Source organism: Saccharopolyspora antiqui, assembly GCF_052246905.1.
GTDB lineage: Bacteria > Actinomycetota > Actinomycetes > Mycobacteriales > Pseudonocardiaceae > Saccharopolyspora.
Map to the genome: position 1 here is coordinate 213,467 of NZ_JBQQBO010000006.1, position 19,779 is coordinate 233,245.

Here is a 19,779-nt window from a genome sequence, read left to right on the forward strand (position 1 = left end):
GCAAGGATCCTGGGTAACGTCGATGGCGTGCAGCTGACTTGGCGAAACGGACTCGACAGCAGTGAAGCGGCCGAGGTCATGGGCCTGCTCGACAAGGCGGAGAAGGCCGATGGGGTGGCCCCGGTCGGCGAACATGTGATCTTGCGCCTGAAGGCGCACCGGGACGTCATCCACCAGATCGAGCCGGTGCAGGCCGACGTCCGCTCCGAGCACTTCGTGGTGCGCGATGCCGGGAGCGTGCTGATCGGCTACGCGCACCTGGACACCGAGTACGAGAAGACCGCGGGCCAACTGGTCGCCGAGCTCGCGGTGCACCCGGACCACCGCCGCAAGGGAGCCGGCACCCGGCTGGTGGAGGCGCTGCTGGACCGCGCCGAGCTGTCCACCGAGCCCGCGCCGGACCTGGGCCGCCTGCGGATCTGGTCGCACGGCGAGCACCCGGGCGCGGTGCGGCTCGCCGAGCGCTTCGGGTTCAGCCGTCCCCGCGAGCTCTGGCGGATGGGCCGCGAACTCGCCGAACCCGAGCTGCCGACCGTCGAAACACCTGAAGGTGTCCGGATTCGCACTTTCCGAGTGAACCGGGATGAGGCCGCGGTGGTCGGGGTCAACCACCGGGCGTTCGCCTGGCACCCGGAGCAGGGCGGCATGACCGAGCAGGACCTGCGCGCCAAGGAGCGCGAGGAGTGGTTCGACCCGGCCGGGTTCTTCCTCGCCGTGGACAGCCGTGACGAACTGCTCGGCTTCCACTGGACCAAGGTGCACCCCGACGGCATGGGCGAGGTCTACGTCGTCGGCGTCGATCCCGACGCGCAGGGCGGCGGCTTGGGTCGGTCACTCACCGTGTCCGGACTTCGGCATCTGCGGGACGTCGGATGCCGCCAGGTGATGCTCTACGTGGAGGCGGACAACGCGCCCGCCATCAAGATCTACCGGCGTCTCGGGTTCGACAAATGGGATACGGACGTGCAATTTGGGCGCTGATCGGGCACTGCCCAGCGTCACCTAGCCACGTCAGTGGTAAGCACTGATTCCCCCGTTGGAATGTGGGTCTGCTTACTTAGCGTGCCTTGTTCACCTTCCGTTCACTTCGATGGCGGCGAGCGTCTACCCCGACTCCTTAGCGTCCCCACTGAGCGGCAGAAGCACGGGCCTGCGCCGGTTCGGCCGCCCAACGCCGGAGTTTCCTTAACTGGAGGAACGAAGTGAAGATCAAGCGGCACACTGCTGCGCTCGCCGTCCTCGCTGCGGGCGCGCTCGTGCTCGCAGGCTGTGGTTCGGACCAGAACGCCCCGGCCGGTGGTGGCAACCCCGCCCTGGACAGCCTGCAGGTCGAATGCGGCACCAAGACCCTCTCCGCGGAGGGCTCGTCGGCGCAGAAGAACGCCATGGACGTGTTCAAGCGCGACTACGGCCTCAAGTGCCAGGGGCAGCAGGTGAACTACACCGGATCCGGTTCCGGCCGGGGTGTCTCCCAGTTCGTCGCTGGCCAGATCGACTTCGGTGGTTCCGACTCGGCGCTGAACGAGGAGAAGGGCGAGGTCGCCAAGGCCGCCGAGCGCTGCCAGGGCAACCCGGCCTGGAACCTGCCGATGGTCTTCGGTCCGGTCGCCATCTCCTACAACCTGCCCGGCGTCACCGACCTGACCCTCACCCCCGACGTGATCGGCAAGATCTTCCAGGGCCAGATCACGAAGTGGGACGACCCGGCGATCAAGGCGCTGAACCCCAACGCCCAGCTGCCGTCGATCGACATCGTGCCGTTCTTCCGCTCTGACGAGTCCGGCACCACCGAGAACTTCCAGAAGTACCTGACCACCGCCACCAGCGGCGCATGGACCGGCGAGGGCAAGACCTTCCAGGGCGGACCCGGGATCGGTCAGGGCCGCGAGGGCAGCGACCAGGTCGCGCAGTCGGTGAAGGCCACCGAGGGCGGCTTCACCTACGTCGAGTGGTCCTTCGCCAAGAACCTGGGCCTGGGCATCGCCAAGATCGACAGCGGCGCCGGTCCGGTCGAGCTGAGCACCGCCAACATCGGCAAGGCCATCGACGGCGCCCAGATCGAGGGCCAGGGCAACGACCTGCGGGTCAACCTCGACTCGATCTACGGCAACAAGGCCCCGGGCGTCTACCCGGTCGTGCTCAACACCTACGAGATCGTCTGCTCCAAGGGCTACGACCCGGACACCCTGAAGGCCGTCAAGGCGTTCCTGACGGTGGCCGCCAACGCCAACGCGCAGGAGCTGGAGAGCGCCGGTTACGTCCCGCTGCCGGAGGGCTTCAAGACCAAGGTCCTCGACGCGGTCAACGCAATCTCGTGAGTAACCCAAGTCGCACACATCCAGGGCGAACAACGGGTCGAACGGACGAAGTGAGAGGCTGCAAACAGCAGTGACCGACTCGACGAGAGCCGATCTGCGCCCCGCGAACCGCACCTCCGGTGCCTCGCGGGGCGCTTCGGCGCCCAGTTCCGGACCGGAGGCTCCCATTTCCGCTCCAGACACTTCTGCGGGCAAGACGTTCCGCTTCGGCGACCGGGTGTTCTCCTCGGTCGCGACCGCCTCCGGTGCCTTCGTGGTGGCGCTCATCGCCGCGATCGGGATCTTCCTGTTGATCCGCGCGGTACCGGCGCTGCGGGTCGACCAGGTTAACTTCCTGTTCAGCCGGGAGTGGGACACGCGGGATCCGAACAACCTGACGTTCGGCATCCTCGACCTCGCCTGGATCACGGTGGCCAGCTCGGTGGTCGCCCTGGTGATCGCGATGCCGCTGTCCTGCGGGATCGCGCTGTTCCTCACCCAGTACGCGCCGCGCGGCCTCGCGCGCCCATTCGCCTACGTCGTCGACCTGCTCGCCGCGGTCCCCTCGGTGGTCTACGGCCTCTGGGGCTACCTGGTGCTGGCGCCCGTGCTGCGGCCGATCGCGTTGTGGTTGAACCAGAGCCTCGGCTGGATCCCGCTGTTCGCCGAAGGCAACGTGCGGCCGATGGGTTCGGGGACGGACGTGTTCACCGCCGGGATCGTGCTCGCCGTGATGATCATCCCAACGATCACCGGTGTCACCCGCGAGGTCTTTTCCCGCACCCCCAGCACGCACATCGAGGGTGCGCTGGCACTCGGCGCCACCCGCTGGGAGGTCGTGCGCGCCACGGTCTGGCCCTTCGGGCGCAACGGTTTCATCGGCGGCTCGATGCTCGGGCTTGGCCGGGCGCTGGGCGAAACGATGGCGCTTACCATCGTCCTCAGTGCCGTCACCGCTCCGCCCAACTACAGCATCTTCGACGCCGGTGCGACCTTCGCGTCCAAGATCGCGCTCGGTGCAGCGGAGTTCAACAACAATCTGCAGGTCGGCGCATACATCTCGGCAGGGTTGGTGCTGTTCGTCATCACCTTCGCCGTCAACGCGATCGCCCGTTGGATCGAGAGCACCAGCGGTGGGGAGAAAGCATGAGGACCGACACCGCTGACGTGGAACGGCTCGCCACCCCACCGGCGTTCCAGAGCATCAGCCTCGCCCGCAAGCTCAAGAACAACGTCGCCACCACGTTGTTCGCCGCCGCGTTCGTGGTCGCGGTGATCCCGTTGCTGTGGGTGCTGTGGACGCTGTTGGAGCGGGGCCTGCGGCCGGTGCTCAGCGCTGACTGGTGGACGCACTCGTTCAACGGCCTGCTGCCCAACGACTTCGGCGGCGGTATCTACCACGCGCTGGTCGGCACCCTGCTGCAAGGGCTGGTGTGCGTGGTCTTCGCGGTGCCACTCGGCGTCCTGGTGGGCATCTACCTGGTCGAATACGGGCGCCAGTCGCGGTTGGCCAAGGTCGCCACGTTCATGGTGGACATCCTCAGCGGTCTGCCGTCAATCGTGGCCGGTCTGTTCATCTACGCGCTGTGGATCACCACCTTCGGCTTCCACCGCAGCGGCATCGCGGTGGCGTTCGCGCTCCTGCTGCTGATGCTGCCAGTGGTCGTCCGGGTGACCGAGACGATGCTGGTGATCGTGCCGGACGAGCTGCGCGAGGCGTCCTACGCGCTCGGCGTGCCCAAGTGGAAGACGATCGTGCGGATCGTGCTGCCGACAGCTCTGTCCGGCATCCTCACTGGTGTGATGCTGGGCCTGGCCCGCGTGCTGGGCGAAACCGCGCCGCTGCTGATCCTGGTGGGCTACTCCAGCGCGATCAGCTTCAACCTCTTCGATGGGGAGATGGCGTCGTTGCCGCTGACCATCTACATGGAGCGCCGCACCGGCACGCTGGCCGGTGATTACCGGATGTGGGGCGCCGCGCTGACCCTCGTGCTCGTCATCATGCTGATCAACCTTGTCGCGACGCTGCTGTCCAGGCTTTTCGCGATCAAGACGAAGTAGGGACTTCAAACATGGCCAAGCGTCTCGACGTCAAGGACCTGAACCTGTTCTACGGCAAGTTCCACGCCGTGCAGGATGTGACCCTGCAGGTCCCCGCCCGCAGCGTCACCGCCTTCATCGGGCCGTCCGGTTGTGGCAAGTCGACCGTGCTTCGCTCGCTGAACCGGATGCACGAGGTCATCCCGGGTGCCCGCGTTGACGGCAAGGTGTTGCTGGACGGCGAGGACGTCTACGCCAGCGACGTCGACCCGGTGCAGGTGCGCCGCACCATCGGCATGGTGTTCCAGCGGCCGAACCCGTTCCCGACGATGTCGATCCGGGACAACGTGGTGGCGGGCCTGAAGCTGGCCGGCGAGAAGAACAAGAAGCACCTCGACGAGGTCGCCGAGCAGGCGCTGCGCGGGGCGAACCTGTGGGAAGAGGTCAAGGACCGGCTGGGCAAGCCGGGCGGTGGGCTCTCCGGCGGTCAGCAGCAGCGGTTGTGCATCGCGCGGGCGATCGCGGTGCGTCCGGACGTGCTGCTGATGGACGAGCCGTGCTCGGCGCTGGACCCGATCTCCACGCTGGCGATCGAGGACCTCATCGCGCAGCTCAAGCAGGACTACACGATCGTCATCGTCACCCACAACATGCAGCAGGCGGCGCGGGTGAGCGACCAGACGGCGTTCTTCAACCTGCGCGCGGTCGGCGAGCCCGGCCAGCTCGTCGAAATCGACGAGACCGGCAAGATCTTCTCCAACCCGACCCAGAAGGCCACCGAGGACTACATCTCCGGCCGCTTCGGCTGATCCCGACACCGAGTGAGGGGCACCCGTGACCAAGTAACTGGGTCACGGGTGCCCCTCACGCTTCACCTGATCAAGTGGTGAGTGAAGGGCACCTTTGACCGGCTTAGTCGGTCGAAGGTGCCCTTCACTCGGTTACTGGGGAGGTGAGCAGTGTGGTGGCGAGGGATTGCAGGGCTTTGGTGAAGGTGCCTGGGCCTCGGGTTCGCATGTGGCGGATGAGGTCTGCGTCGAAGGTCGCGAGGATGGCGTGGCTGAGGAAGTCCGCGTCTAGGTCCGGGCGTTCCGCGGTGATCAGGTTCGCGATGTGCTGGGCCCAGAAGCGGTAGCTGGGGTCTTCGTGCTTGTGGTCCGCGCAGGCCGCTTCGTGCGCTGAGAGCAGGGCCGCGTTCTGCTCGCCGATGGTCGTCAGCTCGGCGAGGAACGACAGCAGCCGCTCGCGCGCGGGTGCGCCCGGCCCCAGCGGCGGTGGGCCGTCGGTGACGCTTTCGCGCAGCGCCCGGGAGCGTTCTTCCAGGAGCTCCCTGATCAGACCCGCTCGGCTGCCGAAGCGGCGGAACACCGTGCCCTTGCCGACCCCGGCTTCGGCGGCGACCGCGTCGACCGACACGTGGTCGCCGCCGCGCTCGACCAGCAGCCGTTCGGCCGCCCGCAGCACGGCTTGGCGGTTGCGGACCGCGTCGGCGCGCTCCTGTCTCGGCACATCTCCTCCCCTCGAATGAACCGGACTGTCGGTCCGCCTATGCTACCGTGACAGAAACGGACTGGTGGTCCGGTTAATTTGGAGGGGAAATGCGAGCACTCGTCGTCGACCCGGCCGCGTCGGCGAAGTTGCGCATCAGGGAGGTCCCGGAGCCCGCTGCGGGACCGGGGCAGGTGTTGCTCGACGTCCAGCACATCTCGCTCAACCACGGCGAAATCGCCTTCGCCGGTCGGCTTCCCGCGGGCACCGTGCACGGCTACGACGCCGCGGGCGTCATCGCCAAGGCAGCGGACGGCAGCCCGCCGGTCGGTGCGCGGGTGATCGCCTTCGGCGCGGGCGCTTGGGCGCAGCGCATGGCGGTGCCCGCCGACGCCGTCGCGGAGGTGCCGGAGTCGGTCGACCTGGCCGAAGCGGCGGCGTTGCCGATGGCGGCGATGACCGCGCTGCGCACCCTTCGAACCGCACCCATCCTCGGCAAGCGGGTGCTGATCACCGGCGCTTCCGGCGGGGTCGGCCGGTATGCCGTGCAGCTCGCGGCGCTCGGCGGTGCGCACGTCATCGCGCAGGCCAACCGCCAGGATGGGCTGGCCGAACTGGGCGCGCACGAGGTGGTGTCCGAGTTGGCGGATGTGCAGCCGGTCGATCTGGTGCTGGACAACGTCGGCGGCCCGCTGCTGGTCGAGGCGTGGCGGTTGGTCAAGTTGGGCGGAAGCGTGCAGAACATCGGTTGGACATCCGGCGAAGCGGCGGTGTTCGAACCGTATTCGCTGTTCGCGGTCGGTCCGTCGAAGTCGATGAACACCTGGGGCGACGTGGCCGCGCCCGCCGAAGATCTGTCCACTTTGGTCAATCTCGTCGCGGCCGGTCGGCTGTCCCCGGAAGTCGGCTGGCGCGGGTCGTGGAACCGCCTCGACGAGGCCGCCGAAGCGCTGCTGCAACGGCGCGTCGCGGGCAAGGCCGTGCTGGATGTGGTGCGCTGACATGCGGATCGGGTTGAGCGTTGACGATCGCGGGCTCCCGCACACCGATCTCGTGGCGGAGGTGCGCAACGCCGCCGACGCCGGTCTGGCGAGTTTCTGGTTGGGCCAGCACACCGCGGGCGATGCGTTGACATCGCTTGCGGTGGCAGGCAGCGCGGTCCCCGGCATCCGCCTCGGTACGGCGGTCGTGCCGACCTACCCGCGCCATCCGCTGGCGCTCGGCGCTCAAGCCCTGACCACGCAGGCCGTCACGGGCAACCGGCTCGACCTCGGCATCGGCACGAGCCATCGGACGATCATCACGGACCAGTTCGGCTATTCCTTTGACAAACCAGCCCGCCACCTGCGCGAATACCTGACGGCCCTGCGGCCCGTGCTGCGCGGCGAAACCGTGGACTTCGACGGCGAGACGCTGAAAGCCCGAGGGCGGATCGACGTCCCTGGGGCGAGCCGCCCGGGGTGCTGGTAGCCGCCCTGGGCCCGGTCATGCTGCGCATCGCGGGCGAACTCGCGGACGGCACGATCACGGTGTGGGCCGGGCCGAGGACGTTGGACGACCACGTCCTGCCGCAGCTGCACCGCACCGCGGCCGAACCGCGAGTGGTGGCAAGGATCTGCTGGCCCAGCTGAACAAGGAGATGTGAGCGCGGAAGCGGATTGGAGCCCGCTTCCGCACCCACGACCAGTCGGGTGTGAGCGGAAGATGCCGAGTGAGTCGCGCTCCTACCCGGCGACAGCCGTTCACCCATTCCGCTCACATCGTCGGGACCTTGTCCAGGAAGCCGTGCACGTTGCGGATCCGGCCGTTGTCGTCCAGGACCGCGACGTCGAAGCCGACCACCACCGCTTCGGCGTCGGCCGGGCCGAGTTCCCAGGTGAACCGGGCGATGTTGTGGTGGGCGTCGAAAACCTCCCCGGCCCGGAACACGAAGTCCGGGAACTGGCCCTGCACGGCCGCGATCACGGAATCGATCGCCTCCCGCCCCTCGACGTCCGCCAGCGGGTCGGTGTAGGTGCCCTCAGCCGTCCAGAGTTCGTCGACCGCCGCGCGGCGCTTGATGGCGTCCCGCTCGTTCCAAGCGGCGATGTAGCGGTCCAGGAGTTCGTTGGAGCTCATGGGATTCCCCTTCGTCGGGCGGCCACAGCGGCCGTCGGTGCACACCAGCCTGCTGCCCGGAAGTCATCGCGTCGATTACGCCAGAGGTAATGGCCCGGCTGGTTAGGGTCGTGGTGTGACGACGGTGAAATCGCGCCCGGTCGGTGCGTTGCTCAGGCAGTGGCGGGAACGGCGCAGGCTCAGCCAACTCCAGCTCTCGCTGGACGCCGACATCTCCACCCGGCACCTCAGCTTCGTGGAGACCGGCCGGTCCAAACCCACCAGGGAAATGATCCTGCGGCTCAGCGAACACCTCGACGTCCCGCTGCGGGAACGCAACGGGCTGCTGCTCGCGGGCGGTTACGCACCGGCCTATCCGGCGAGCGGCCTGGACGCGCCGGAGCTCACCGCGGTGCGGGCGGCGCTGCGCCAGGTGCTGGCCGGGCACGAGCCCTATCCGGCGCTGATCGTCGACCGGGCCTGGCAGCTGGTCGACGGCAATGCGAGCATCCAGCTGTTCCTCGAAGGCGCAGCCCCGGATCTGCTCACACCGCCGGTGAACGTGCTGCGGCTGAGCCTGCACCCCGAGGGCATGGCGCCGAACATCCTCAACCTCGGCGAGTGGCGCGCGCACGTCCTCGGCCGCCTGCGCCGCCAAGCCGCGGCAACCGCCGATCCGGCGCTCACCGACCTGCTCGCCGAACTGCGCGGCTACCCGTGCGACCAGCCGGAACCCGAAGTCGAGCTGCCCGGTGCGGGCGATGTCGTGGTACCACTGCGTTTTCGGCACCGCGACCAGCGGCTGGCGTTCTTCAGCATGACAGCGGTCTTCGGCACACCGCTGGACATCACGGTCGCCGAACTGGCCATCGAGTCGTTCTTCCCCGCCGACCAACCCACGATGGACACCCTCCGGAGCGCCGGTTCTCGCTAGGCGCCTTTTCCTGGATGCCTTGCGGACCCGCCCCACTCGCAGCTGGAAAGACGTGTCACAGCGGGATTTCGTCGGCGATGGCCGAGATGAACGCGCTGGAATCCTTGGGGCTGAGCGCCAGCCCGCAGACCTGCTCGAAGGCCTTGAGGTAGTCGGCGGTGTCCACGGTCTTGTCCAGGAACCGGGAGTTCGCCGAGTCACCAAGGTGCACGACCTGGGGGTCGGCGTCGTCCGGGAACGAGAACACCGCGATCCGGTCGCTCATCAGCGGATGCCCGCCGACCCGGAACGGCAGCACCTGGATGGTGACGTTGCGGCGATATCCCAGCAGCACCAGGTGTTCCAGCTGCTGGCGCATCACCCCGGGCCCGCCGACGGCGCGGCGCAGCGCCGACTCGTCGAGCACCGCCCACAGCTCCAGCGGATGCTCCCCGAGCAGCCGCTGCTGCCGGGTGGAGATCACGGTCAGCCGCTCCGCCAGCTCGTCAGGACCGTGCACGTGCGCATCGGTGCTCAGCAGCGCCTGGCTGTACTCGGCGGTCTGCAGCAGCTCCGGAAGCGGGTCCGCGCCGTAGCAGCTGACCGCCTTGGCCGAGGTCTCCAGCCCGAGGTAGGTCTGCAGGCCGGGACGCTGCGCGGTGCTCGGGAACTGCTGCCACCAGCCGCGCTGCTTGGAGTCCTGCGCGAGGTCCACCAGCGACGAGAGCTCATCGGGAGTGGCGCCGTAGAACTCGGCCATCAGCCGCACGTCAGAGGTGCGCACCGGCACCCTGCCTAGTTCGATCTGACTGATCTTGCCCTGGGAGCAGTCCAGGTGGGCCGCGACTTCGCGGTGCGTGCGCCCGGCGGATTCGCGCAGTCGGCGCAACTCGCTGCCCAGTCGTCTGCGATGCACGGTAGGACTCTTACGCACCGCACACCCCGCTGGACGCGATCCGGTACCTTCTCACCCGAACGAGGATCGCATACGATGATCACAACAGCGAGTACTGAGACCGAGTATTAATACTTCTTTGGTCGAACCCGCTGCCACCTGCTGAAACGACTCAGCTGGACGGCATCTTTCCGGTCACGATGAACACGATCTGGCGGGCCACCGAGACGGCGTGGTCGGCGAACCGCTCGTAGAACCGACCCAGCAGCGTCACATCCACCGCGGCAGCGACCCCGTGCGACCACTCCGGGCTCATCATCACGGTGAACAGGTGCCGGTGGAGGTCGTCCATCTCGTCGTCGTCCTCTTCCAGCCCGCGCGCGGACTCCACGTCCTGCGTGCGGATCACCGTGTGGGCGCGCCCGGCCAGCTTTACCGCGACCCGGCCCATCTCGGCGAAGTACGGCTGCACGTCCGGCGGCAGCACGGCGTTGGGGTGGCGGCGGCGCGCCGCCTTCGCCACGTGCAGCGCCAAGTCGCCCATCCGCTCCAGGGACTCGGCGGCATGGATGGTGGAGATCACCGTGCGCAGGTCACCGGCCACCGGCGCCTGCAGGGCCAGCAACCCGAAGGCGTGCTCCTCAGCGCGGGCCCGCGCCTCGTCCACCTGGACGTCTTCCTCGATGACCTGCTCGGCGAGTTTCAGATCGGTCTCCAGGAGTGCCTTGGTGGCGCGCTCCATGGCGGTGCCGACCATGGTCGACATCAGAGCGAGTTCGTCGGCGAGCTTGCCGAGCTGTTCCTGGTAGACCTCACGCATGCTGTTCAGGGTACTTCCAGCTGGAATCGGACAAGGTGACCTGTGGTGAATCAGCGGTGAACGGACCATGATGAACCCGTTCGGGCTACCGCAGAATCCGAGGTCAACCGCAGATGTCGGTGCCCGCGTTCACGGTGGCCAGACCGCCGGGAACGGTCGGCTGGTTCGGGTCCGTGGGCTGCTGCCGCAACCCGTTGGTCCCGCCGCCGCTCGGCAGCTGCTGGGTGTTCGCGTCCGAGGTCACCGGAGCGCCGTCGATGATCGCCTGGAACAGCGCCTTGGTGTCTTCGTCCCGCAGCACCTCGTTGCCGTCATCGTTGGAGTAGCCGGTGGTCGGCACCGTGACGAAGGTGACGCGATTGGCTTCCAGCCCCTGCAGCTGCTGACCGAGGTCCATCAGGCGATCGACGCCGATGTTCTCCCCGAAGGTGTTGGCGCTGATGGCCTTGACGAAGCTGCTGAGCTTGCCCGGGTCGAGCAGCACCTGGCTGGACATCGCCTTGCGCAGCAGCGCGGACAGGAACAGCTGCTGGCGGTGCATCCGGCCGTAGTCCGAGGTCACGTCGTCCACGACGTGCCGGGCGCGCACGTAGCTCAGCGCCTGCTCGCCGTTGAGCGTCTGCTTGCCCGCCGTGGGCAGCACGGTGCCCAGCATGGTGTCGATGATCGGTTTCTCGGAGCAGACCTCCACGCCCTGCACGGCGTCCACCATCGACTTGAAGCCCTGGAAGTCGATGCCCAGGAAGCTGTCCACCCGCAAGCCGGAGATCTGCTGGATGACCTTGGTCGTGCACAACGGGCCACCGACCGAGTAGGCCTCGTTGAGCTTGACGTCCCGGCGCGCCGGGATCTGCTCGCCGGTGTACTTGCCGGTGACGGAGTCCCAGCGCTCGCACGCGGGTATGTCGACCTGCAGGTCGCGCGGGAACGAAACCAGGATCACCCGGCTCCGGTCGGCCGGGATGTGCGCGATGATCGTGGTGTCCGAGCGGGCACCGGGCTCGTCACTTTCGGAGCCCACCCCGTCGGCCGCGGTGGCCCCCGCGCGGGTGTCCGAGCCGACCAGCAGGAAGTTCTGGTCACCGGTCTGCTTGGCGACGTCCTTGATGGCCGCCGAGTTCGGGTCCAGCGCCGCGATCGACGGCGGGCTCCAGAAGGTGGTGGCGCCCCAGGCGATGCCGAGGGTCAGGAACACGGTCAGCGAAGCGGCCATCGCCACCGCCATCACGATCAGGTTCGTGCGGCGCTTGCGCTGCTTCTTCTTCCACTCCATCCGGGACTGGCCCTCGCGACCCTCGGTGAAGTCGAAGGGGATGTCGGAGCCGAGCTCCGGCTCCCGGCGCTTGCCCATCAGCCAGGAGTACTTCTTGCGCCGAGCTTCCTCTTCGGCGGCGATCTCGTCGTGCACCGCGGAGAACCGGGCCAGCGTGGCGTCGATCTCCTTGATGTCGGCCTTGCGGTTCGGGATTTCGTCTTCGGCTACGAGTTCGTGCTCGTCGGCCAGGTCCGAGGCCGCGACGATGGCGGTCTCCTCGGCGTCGCCGACCGGTGGTGCCACCGGCTTGACCACCGAGGTCTTGTCGCCCCGCTTCGGCCGTGCCACCACAGAGGTCTTCTCGGCCTTCGAGGAATCCGCTGGGACGGCCGGATGCTGGGTGGTGGCTTCCAGGTCCTCGTCGAGGGCGGGGGGCGCCGGACGGCCCGGTGCCGGGCGCGGCGCGCGGCGCGGCGGTTTGGCCGGTGCTTCACCGGTCAGGGCCTGGGTGATCCGGGTCGACTCGGCGACCGGTCGCTCGACCGGAGCCACATTTCGGGGGGGCGGCTCCATCGGAGCCCCGTTGCGCGCAGGCGGCTCCAACGGAGCGCCGTTGCGGACGGGTGGCTCCAGCGGTGCCCCGTTGCGGGGCGGCTCACCCGGAGCGCCGCCGCGTATCGGCGGCTCCAGCGGCGCGCCGCCCCGAGTGGGCGGCTCGATCGGTGCCCCGTTGCGCCCTGGCCGTTCCATCGGAGCGCCGTTGCGGGCGGCGGCACCTCCGGCGAAGGCTGCCGCTGTTCCGCCCGGGCCACGCTCGGCCGGGCCCGGGCGAGCGTGGCCCGGGCCGTCGGCGACCGGGCGCGCGGGGCCGTCCGCCGCGGCGCGGCGGGGTCCCGGCCGCGAGTCGCGGTTCGGCGTCTGAGGTGCGGGCGGGCCCGCAGCGGGCGGATTCCAGCCGGGTGGCGGGGTGCCGGGGCTGACGGGGCGCTTCGGCGGAGTCTGGCGGGTGCGACGCGGTGCGTTCTCGGGCGCGGTCCAACCGGCGCGCGGGTCGGCGGGCTCGGGGCGGGCGGCCGGGCCGGGTGGAGTGGCTTGCGGTGGCCGCGCGGCCCGGCGTGGTTTCGACGCCTGGGGCGGCTGCGGCGGTGCGGACGGCAGCGATTGCGGCGGTTCCGGCGGTTCCGGTTCGGCCGCGCGTCGGTGGTTGGAGCCGTTGCCGGGCGCCTTGCCGTGCTTGGAGAGCAGGTCGATGACGCGGGTTCCCCCGGTGCCGTCCTCGCTGAGCGCGCGTCGGCGTCGGCCGGTCGATCCGGCGGCGCCTTGGTCGGCGGCTTCTTCGTCCGGGCGGGAGCGACGGTGCCCGAATTCGCCATGCCGGGGGTCTTGCGGCACGCGTTTTCCCTCCCACCTGCGAAAGCCAACGGTCTACGAGCAATGGCAGCGCGCTCGATACCCCCCGACGTGTATCGGTCGACGCCTCCGAGATAGTACGGCCGATCGCCCGAACTGACGATAGTGGGCGACAATTTCTTCACAATCAGTGCACGATCCCACGTGTCGTCTCGTCCAATACGACCAACTGTGCTAACCCGGTTGACCGGCATAAACAAAACTTGAATACACCGAGTGCTCTTGGTTGATCGCGATCAGTAACCGGCGACTCTTCTTGCTACCGCCGCGCGCCGCCCCGCCGCGATTCCGGCCAACCGGACTTCGGTGCCCGTCCGGTAGGCGACCGCGTTGCGACCGGCCTGCTTCGCGGCGTAGAGCAGCGCATCGGCGCTGATCAACTGCTGTTCGGCCGACACCGGCGTGGAATCGGCGGTGGTGTGCTCGTGCGCGACCCCGACGCTGATCGTCACCCGCAACCCGGGTGCCATCTGCGGCCACGGGAACCGCTCCACGCGGGACCGCGCCGTTTCGCACACCCGCACGGCGGTGGTGGGCTCGATGCTCGGCAGCACGAGGACGAACTCCTCGCCGCCGTAGCGCGCGCAGAACGCGCCGGTCGGCAGCGCCTCCTGCAGCAGGTCGACGACCCGTTGCAGCACCCGGTCGCCGAGCAGGTGCCCGTAGGTGTCGTTGACCTGTTTGAACCAGTCCAGGTCGACCAGTGCGACGGCCAGGCCGTCGTCGGTGCCGGCGTGCTCGGTGAGCAGGTCGGAGAGCCGCTCGTCGAGGTAGCGGCGGTTGTAGCTGGCGGTGAGGCTGTCCCGAAGGCTCTGCTCGCGCGCTTCGGCGTGCTCGCGGCGCAACCGGTTGACCTCGTGCCGCAGCTGTTCCGGCACTCGTGGGGTGTCCGCAGTGGACATCAGGTCCAGGGCCGAGCGCAGGTGGTGGTACGCCTGCCGCCACTGGCCCCGCGAAGCGAGCAGACTGGCGATCGACTCGTGCAGTTCCGCCATCCCGGTGCCGTTGGCCAGGTCCTGGCGGGTGCGCTGGCCGGGAGGCCGGGTGGTGGCCGCGTCGTCGTCGCGAAGCGGCTCCGGCCCGGCGAAACCCTTACGCAGTCCGGTCATCGCACTCACCTCCCGTCCGTGGTGTCGTCGGGTGGGACGGATCGCTTGAGCTGGTCTGACTCGCCCGACGCCCTAATTCGCTCAACCGGCTGACCCTGGCCTGGTCTGAATTGACGAGCGCCGCCCGAATCTTCAGCTGCCTAGAGTGTGTACCGGGCGGAGGGGTGGATGCGGAAGCAAAACGGATCGGACCCACCCGCACGGACGAGCAAACCAGTGTGTGTTTCTTATCACCGCATCGCAACTCCATCGCTATCGCCCTCGGTTCGCGTTACCAGCGCTTGATCGCGCAATCAGTTACCCGCGCGGGCAGGGAGCGAACCCGTACATCCGACCGTCGAGCAGCACCAGGTGCTGCGAGCCGATCTGATGGCCGGTTCCGCTGCCCGCCGTTCGGGTGGTCACCTCGACGCCGACGACCCAGATCTCGCCGCGCGGCCGAATGCCTTCCGGGGCGAACCCCGGATCCGGTCGCAGTGTCGACAGTGCAGGGTCGAGTTCGACCGTGGTGGCCCCGAGATCGCAGATCCGGTCCGCGAAATCGGGATGTTGGGTGCGGCGGAAGAATGCCTGCTGGGCTTGCGGATTCTGGGCCGCCGCAGCGTTGTTGTCGGTGAAGTACTGCTTGGACAGTCGAAGAGCTTCGGATTCGGTTGCTGGCGCGGCACATCCCGTGGCGAGAAGTGCGGCGGACAGGCCTATGAGGACAGTCATCCATCGATGATCACCGTCCAATGCAACGGAATATGGCATGTCACCACTCAGCCGCCGCTGTGCTCGATCTCCGCGCCCGCAGGCACGGTGACGTCGTCGGGATCTGCCAGCCACCCCTCCGGCAGCACGACCTTGCCCGCCGAACCCTGGCGTCCGCGCGGACCCTCGGCGTCCATCGGGAATGGCACGTTCGGGTCGAGTTCGGCCAACAGGTCGTCGAGTTCGGCCAGACTGGACACCAGCCCGAACCGGTGCCGCAACTCGGAGCCGACAGGGAAGCCGCGCAGGTACTGCGCCATGTGTTTGCGCAGGTCGCGTACGCCCTTCTGTTCGCCCATGTGGTCGGCGAGCAGTTCGGCGTGCCGTCGGAGGACCCGGCAGACCTCGCCCAGCGGCGGGCCGGGCGGGATCGGGGCACCGGCGAAGGCCGCTTGCAGATCGCCGAACAGCCACGGGCGGCCGAGGCAGCCGCGGCCGACCACCACGCCGTCGCAGCCCGTGTCGGCCATCATCCGGAGTGCGTCGTCGGCGCTGAAGATGTCGCCGTTGCCCAGCACCGGAATGGTCCGAACGTGTTCCTTCAACCGGGCGATGGCCGACCAGTCGGCGGTGCCCGAGTAGCGCTGGGCCGCGGTGCGGCCGTGCAGTGCGACCGCCGCTGCGCCGTTGTCCGCCGCGATGCGGCCCGCGTCCAGATAGGTGGTGTGGTCGTCGTCGATCCCGATGCGGAACTTCACCGTCACCGGGATGCCCGCCGGTTCGGCGGCCCGAACCGCAGCCTGGACGATCTCGCCGAACAGGCGCCGTTTGAAGGGCAGCGCGGCGCCGCCACCCTTGCGGGTCACCTTGGGCACCGGGCAGCCGAAGTTCATGTCGACGTGGTCGGCGAGGTTCTCGTCGACGATCATCCGCACCGCCCGGCCCATCGTCACCGGGTCGACGCCGTAGAGCTGCATCGAGCGCGGGTGTTCGTCCGGGTCGAAGGTGATCATCTCCAGCGTCTTCGGGTGCCGTTCGACCAGCGCGCGGCTGGTGATCATCTCGCAGACGAACAGCCCGCCGCCCGCTCCAGCGCCACGGGCGCTGTACTCGCGGCACAACCGGCGGAACGCGACGTTGGTGATTCCGGCCATCGGGGCGAGCACCACCGGCGGATTGACCTGGAAGGGGCCGACCTGCAGCGGGGGTGCGGCCGGGCGGGCCGACATTCTGGGTAGATCGAGCACGGTCATCAAGGGCCATTGTCCCCGACGGCCGCACCCGGATCACCCGTGACCTGCCTTGCGCGCGCGAAGAGCACGTGCTCGACAACTACCCCGGCGGATTCGCAAATCGCCCCGAACTGCTCAGTCGTCCTTACTTCTTCCGGATCGACAGGGAGTTCGCCAACCTGTTCTGGTCCGATTATCGCCGACTCGGCTCGGTAAATTTTCGACAGCGGAGTTGCCAATGGGCGGCCATATCAGCGCGATTTGAAAGAAAGCATATTTAGGTCATTTAGCCCAGCTAATTTTCATCCGTTCGGGCTAACAATCCAGCCCTCGTGTGGCGACTGACCGGCAGCGGTGCTGGTGCGTCGAGCGCCAGCACCGCTACCACCACTCAGAACTGCGCGTCGAGGCAGGCGAGGCGGGCACCGGCGGTGCCTGCCTGGCCGGGCTCGGTGTGGGTGTGCGTCGCGTGGACCACGAACGACTTCGCGTCCTGCCTGGTGTCGAAGGACCAGTTGCCTTCGGCGGTGGCGGTGCCGTTGCCCTGGGCATCGGTGTGGAAGTCCAGCCAAACCTCGTTCTGCGGATTGGCGTAGGCCGGATCGACCGACGGCTTGACCGGATCGGCTCGCTCCTGGAAGTGCGGTCCGGCGTCTTCGCCGGTCGGGCCGCAGGGTTTGGTGTGCACGTGGGCGCCGTACTCCCGATTCGGCTGCAGACCCCGGACCTCGACGGTGACCCTGGTGCGCCCGTCGGTGCGCTCCGAAGTGATGCTGGCACTGGATCCGGGCGGAACCTGCGCGGGGTCGTAGGTGATCGCCGTGGCGCCCGGCCGGTAGGGCTCGTACGTCCCGGAGGTCTGCTTGGGCGACGCGGCTTGCGTTTGGCCGGGGGAACTCGGTTGTTCGGCTGGCGGCGCCGTGGGCTGCGGTGCGCCGCCACAACCGGCGAGCAGCGCGCCAGCCGTGGCCAAGCCGAAGATCGAGCCGAGCAGTCGAGTCCGCTGATGAAGCATGGTGCCCTTTCCCTTTCCGTCACTGAACGCAGTGATGTCGATTCTGCCCGTAATCGTCGGTTCGTCGGTACAGGCGTTCGTCGGTGGCCCGGAATGCCCGGATTGCCGATCGTATGGCTGCCGGTCGACGGTGTCCTGTCGTGCGAACGGGGCAGTTTCGAGTCGCGATCCGCTGCGAGACCGCAGGCCGGTGGGCCAAGCGGCTGCGTCGCCGGAAAGGCGGGATCCATGGGTGGGCGCTGGCCGAGCTGTCGGCCGCGGTCATCGGGGTCTTCGCGCTGGGCGCGACCAATGGACCGGGTCGCCGTCAGCAGCACGAAGCTCGTCGCGGAACCAGCTCGTGAGCGTTCCACGTTGCTGGGACGGGAGCGCTCACGAGCTATGCGGTCAGAAGGTGACGCCCTGGGCGGCGGGCTGCAACGTGCCGATCTGGATCGACTTGATCGGGAACTCGGTGTACTGCCCGTCGCCGATGCCGATGATGTCGGCGTTGGTCGACCCCGCGGTACCCGGCGGGGTCGCGGTGAAGCCGGTGGCGACGAACGTGTCCGCGTCGGCCTTGTCGCCGAGTTCGAGGTGCACACCCGCGAACGCGGCCTCGCCGGGGTCGAGGTTGATCTCCACTGGCGCCCCGGGCATCTCGACCTTCTCGGTCGGAATATCGGTGAGGGGTTCGCCAGCCATGTTGGTGGCCACCAGATCCACCCAGCCGTCGAGCGCGCAGGACTGCCGCGAATTGTTCGTGACGGCCATCAGCAGCACACCGGGACGATCGGGCTGAACGTTTAGGTCCACCGCGAAATCGCTGGCCGAGCAACTGGATTCGACGGGCTGCACGCCGTTCGCCCCGGCCGCCCCGGCGGCGGAGATCTCGGACGCCGCGCCGTCGCCCTGGATAGAGCTGTCCTGGTCGGGCGAAGGGGCGGCGTCGGTCGCTCGCTGACCGCATCCGGAGAGCAGCAGCGCCCCGCCGAGCAGTGCGGCGATCGCGCCCAGGGTCCGCGTCCGGTTGAGCAACATGTCATTCCCTCCGTCGTGCGCACGAGTCGTTCGTGCCCTCGCTGTGAAAGACGCGCCGCGCGGTCGGAGGTTGAGCCGTGGTCGAGTTGTGATGTTCATCCGCCCGAGAAGCGGCCACCAGCACGGCACGAGATCAACCGCACCTTGTAACCTTGTTCGCGCGGGGCGTTAGCTCAACTGGCAGAGCAGCGGACTTTTAATCCGCGGGTTCAGGGTTCGATCCCCTGGCGCCCCACCATCACCTTTAGCCCGCTGACCTGCGGCGGGACGCGAGATCGATGACGTTCGTGCCCCCTGCGAGGGGGTCGGCGTGGAGCAGATATGGAGCAGCCTGCCTCTCTGATTTGCCCTGCTCCACGCAGGCGGCCGAGTCGCTGAGCGAGGATCGAACCGACTCCCACTGGCTCCGAGCGAGATGGGCGTAACGCTGTGTAGTGCTCAGCAGCGCATGACCTAGCAAGATCTGCAACTGTTCGATCGTCACCTTGCCGCTCTGGATCAGCCACGACGCATAGGTATGACGAAGGTCGTGGATTCGCACGGTCGGCAATCCAGCGGCCGTGACCGCCGGAACCCAGACCTCGCGACGCCAGTTGTGGTAATCCACGACCGCCTCTTTGTATCCCGGCACGATCAACCCGGATCGGCACCGGCTGCCCTGCCTGTGCGGGGTTCGGCACGTCTTCGGATTGGGCCGATCTTCCAACCATGCAGCGAGGTCTTCGGCGAATCCGTCCGAGAGCGGTACCGACCGTTTCTTAGCGTGCTGCCTCTTCCGGCCTTTTGGGTACGGCTTGATCTCCTTGGCACGCTCGTCGTAAACCTCGTGCACGTCGAGCCGAAGTTCTGAGGCATCCAACCGGTGCCGATGCGCGCCGACTGCCTCGCCCCACCGGATTCCGGTGTTGACCAGGAGCGCGACGAGCATTTTGTCTCGACGGGTGGGCAGAGCTTGGTAGATCCGAACGTATTCCTCCTGTGTCAGAAAGTACTCGTCGGACGGCGGGATGGGCGGAAGCTTGATCGCCACGCAGGGAGAGGAATCGATCTTTTTGCTCAGCACCGCATCTTTGAGAAGTGGTGGAAACCCTCAGTGGCGCACAGGGCAGGATCCAGGCGATCATGTCCGACGCCGAGGGCTACGCGGGTCGGCTGTAGCGTCATGTCTGGGGTAGATGACGTTCAAACACAGATCGTGGCATCCAATCTGGAGATCCGTCGTGGTCTCGGTTTGTTGGAGGAGGCACAGGTCAAGATTGAAGAAGGAGTGAATTCGTTTCAAAACGGGACAACTGGCGGCACAAACCCACTTGTCAGCCAGGCAAGCCAGGCTTACGGGGAAGCTCCACTTAAAGTCGGCGCTGTGATGTACCTCCTTAAGAGCGGATTGGAAAGCGCAAGGCAATATCAGAAACTGCTGTGACCAACTGCCTGCCAGCGTGCGGCGCTGCGGGCTGGCAGGCTTACAGCATGTCCGGGCCTGAGCCAGGCTGTC

21 protein-coding genes and 1 tRNA gene are annotated in these 19,779 nt (G+C 67.8%); 11 read left to right on the forward strand and 11 right to left on the reverse strand.

The features are described 5' to 3' along the window. Nucleotides 1-27: 27 nt before the first annotated feature. The 5 genes from mshD (at nt 28) to pstB (ending at nt 5,146) form a co-directional block, all read left to right on the forward strand. A complete protein-coding gene (mshD, locus tag ACTWQN_RS13140; RefSeq protein ID WP_443203702.1) occupies nt 28-981 on the forward strand; it encodes a mycothiol synthase in 954 nt (317 codons plus the stop codon). A 221-nt stretch (nt 982-1,202) separates the two neighbouring features. Beyond that, nucleotides 1,203-2,318 carry a phosphate ABC transporter substrate-binding protein PstS gene (pstS, locus tag ACTWQN_RS13145; protein WP_443203703.1) on the forward strand — a complete coding sequence of 372 codons (1,116 nt, stop codon included), beginning with the start codon at nt 1,203-1,205 and terminating at the stop codon, nt 2,316-2,318. 166 nt (nt 2,319-2,484) lie between these two features. Further along, nucleotides 2,485-3,447 (forward strand): phosphate ABC transporter permease subunit PstC, encoded by a 963-nt coding sequence (pstC, locus tag ACTWQN_RS13150; RefSeq protein ID WP_443203786.1) that lies wholly within the window; start codon nt 2,485-2,487, stop codon nt 3,445-3,447. Next, nucleotides 3,444-4,358: a phosphate ABC transporter permease PstA gene (gene pstA, locus ACTWQN_RS13155; RefSeq protein ID WP_443203704.1), complete on the forward strand. Its 915-nt coding sequence runs from the start codon at nt 3,444-3,446 to the stop codon at nt 4,356-4,358. Before pstC ends, pstA begins: the two co-directional genes overlap by 4 nt. 11 nt (nt 4,359-4,369) lie before the next feature. Continuing rightward, a complete protein-coding gene (gene pstB, locus ACTWQN_RS13160) occupies nt 4,370-5,146 on the forward strand; it encodes a phosphate ABC transporter ATP-binding protein PstB (RefSeq protein ID WP_443203705.1) in 777 nt (258 codons plus the stop codon). A gap of 124 nt (nt 5,147-5,270) precedes the next feature. Here the strand turns inward: pstB and ACTWQN_RS13165 are convergent, their stop codons facing one another. Beyond that, complete coding sequence (locus ACTWQN_RS13165) at nt 5,271-5,846, reverse strand: TetR/AcrR family transcriptional regulator (protein ID WP_443203706.1); 576 nt, start codon at nt 5,844-5,846, stop codon at nt 5,271-5,273. A gap of 89 nt (nt 5,847-5,935) precedes the next feature. Here ACTWQN_RS13165 and ACTWQN_RS13170 point away from each other — a divergent pair, with 89 nt between their 5' ends. The 3 genes from ACTWQN_RS13170 to ACTWQN_RS13180 are packed head-to-tail and all read left to right on the forward strand — an operon-like array spanning nt 5,936 to nt 7,456. Continuing rightward, nucleotides 5,936-6,826 carry a zinc-binding dehydrogenase gene (locus tag ACTWQN_RS13170; RefSeq protein WP_443203707.1) on the forward strand — a complete coding sequence of 297 codons (891 nt, stop codon included), beginning with the start codon at nt 5,936-5,938 and terminating at the stop codon, nt 6,824-6,826. A gap of 1 nt (nt 6,827) precedes the next feature. Next, on the forward strand, nt 6,828-7,295 hold the full coding sequence (locus tag ACTWQN_RS13175; RefSeq protein WP_443203708.1) for an LLM class flavin-dependent oxidoreductase: 468 nt from the start codon (nt 6,828-6,830) through the stop codon (nt 7,293-7,295). Continuing rightward, on the forward strand, nt 7,286-7,456 hold the full coding sequence (locus ACTWQN_RS13180; RefSeq protein WP_443203709.1) for a hypothetical protein: 171 nt from the start codon (nt 7,286-7,288) through the stop codon (nt 7,454-7,456). The genes ACTWQN_RS13175 and ACTWQN_RS13180 overlap by 10 nt, the downstream gene beginning before the upstream one ends. 124 nt (nt 7,457-7,580) lie before the next feature. Here the strand turns inward: ACTWQN_RS13180 and ACTWQN_RS13185 are convergent, their stop codons facing one another. Further along, complete coding sequence (locus ACTWQN_RS13185; RefSeq protein WP_443203710.1) at nt 7,581-7,943, reverse strand: nuclear transport factor 2 family protein; 363 nt, start codon at nt 7,941-7,943, stop codon at nt 7,581-7,583. 115 nt (nt 7,944-8,058) lie between these two features. Here ACTWQN_RS13185 and ACTWQN_RS13190 point away from each other — a divergent pair, with 115 nt between their 5' ends. Further along, nucleotides 8,059-8,856: a helix-turn-helix domain-containing protein gene (locus tag ACTWQN_RS13190; protein WP_443203711.1), complete on the forward strand. Its 798-nt coding sequence runs from the start codon at nt 8,059-8,061 to the stop codon at nt 8,854-8,856. A gap of 55 nt (nt 8,857-8,911) precedes the next feature. On the opposite strand, the gene ACTWQN_RS13195 is transcribed toward ACTWQN_RS13190, so the two are convergent. The 8 genes from ACTWQN_RS13195 to ACTWQN_RS13230 all read right to left on the reverse strand — a co-directional run bounded on the left by ACTWQN_RS13195 (nt 8,912) and on the right by ACTWQN_RS13230 (nt 18,284). Continuing rightward, entirely contained in the window at nt 8,912-9,751 is an 840-nt protein-coding gene (locus ACTWQN_RS13195) for a helix-turn-helix domain-containing protein (protein ID WP_443203712.1), read from the reverse strand. Nucleotides 9,752-9,902: 151 nt separating this feature from the next. Next, complete coding sequence (gene phoU / locus ACTWQN_RS13200) at nt 9,903-10,550, reverse strand: phosphate signaling complex protein PhoU (RefSeq protein ID WP_443203713.1); 648 nt, start codon at nt 10,548-10,550, stop codon at nt 9,903-9,905. A gap of 103 nt (nt 10,551-10,653) precedes the next feature. Then, nucleotides 10,654-13,197: an LCP family protein gene (locus tag ACTWQN_RS13205; protein ID WP_443203714.1), complete on the reverse strand. Its 2,544-nt coding sequence runs from the start codon at nt 13,195-13,197 to the stop codon at nt 10,654-10,656. A gap of 254 nt (nt 13,198-13,451) precedes the next feature. Continuing rightward, the gene (locus ACTWQN_RS13210) at nt 13,452-14,324 is read right to left on the reverse strand and encodes a GGDEF domain-containing protein (protein WP_443203715.1); all 873 of its coding nucleotides are present in this window, start codon (nt 14,322-14,324) and stop codon (nt 13,452-13,454) included. Nucleotides 14,325-14,621: 297 nt separating this feature from the next. After that, entirely contained in the window at nt 14,622-15,038 is a 417-nt protein-coding gene (locus ACTWQN_RS13215; protein ID WP_443203716.1) for a hypothetical protein, read from the reverse strand. A 47-nt stretch (nt 15,039-15,085) separates the two neighbouring features. Further along, nucleotides 15,086-16,270 (reverse strand): tRNA dihydrouridine synthase DusB, encoded by a 1,185-nt coding sequence (dusB, locus tag ACTWQN_RS13220; RefSeq protein WP_443203717.1) that lies wholly within the window; start codon nt 16,268-16,270, stop codon nt 15,086-15,088. A 370-nt stretch (nt 16,271-16,640) separates the two neighbouring features. Next, nucleotides 16,641-17,264: a superoxide dismutase family protein gene (locus ACTWQN_RS13225; RefSeq protein WP_443203718.1), complete on the reverse strand. Its 624-nt coding sequence runs from the start codon at nt 17,262-17,264 to the stop codon at nt 16,641-16,643. 387 nt (nt 17,265-17,651) lie between these two features. Beyond that, nucleotides 17,652-18,284, reverse strand: a complete 633-nt coding sequence (locus ACTWQN_RS13230) for a DUF4232 domain-containing protein (protein WP_443203719.1) — start codon at nt 18,282-18,284, stop codon at nt 17,652-17,654. A 162-nt stretch (nt 18,285-18,446) separates the two neighbouring features. Between ACTWQN_RS13230 and ACTWQN_RS13235 the strand changes: the two genes are divergently transcribed. Next, nucleotides 18,447-18,522: transfer RNA gene (locus tag ACTWQN_RS13235), tRNA-Lys, on the forward strand. 6 nt (nt 18,523-18,528) lie between these two features. Here the strand turns inward: ACTWQN_RS13235 and ACTWQN_RS13240 are convergent. Further along, nucleotides 18,529-19,314 (reverse strand): tyrosine-type recombinase/integrase, encoded by a 786-nt coding sequence (locus tag ACTWQN_RS13240; protein WP_443203720.1) that lies wholly within the window; start codon nt 19,312-19,314, stop codon nt 18,529-18,531. A 165-nt stretch (nt 19,315-19,479) separates the two neighbouring features. Here ACTWQN_RS13240 and ACTWQN_RS13245 point away from each other — a divergent pair, with 165 nt between their 5' ends. Then, nucleotides 19,480-19,707 (forward strand): hypothetical protein, encoded by a 228-nt coding sequence (locus ACTWQN_RS13245; RefSeq protein ID WP_443203721.1) that lies wholly within the window; start codon nt 19,480-19,482, stop codon nt 19,705-19,707. Nucleotides 19,708-19,779 lie beyond the last annotated feature (72 nt).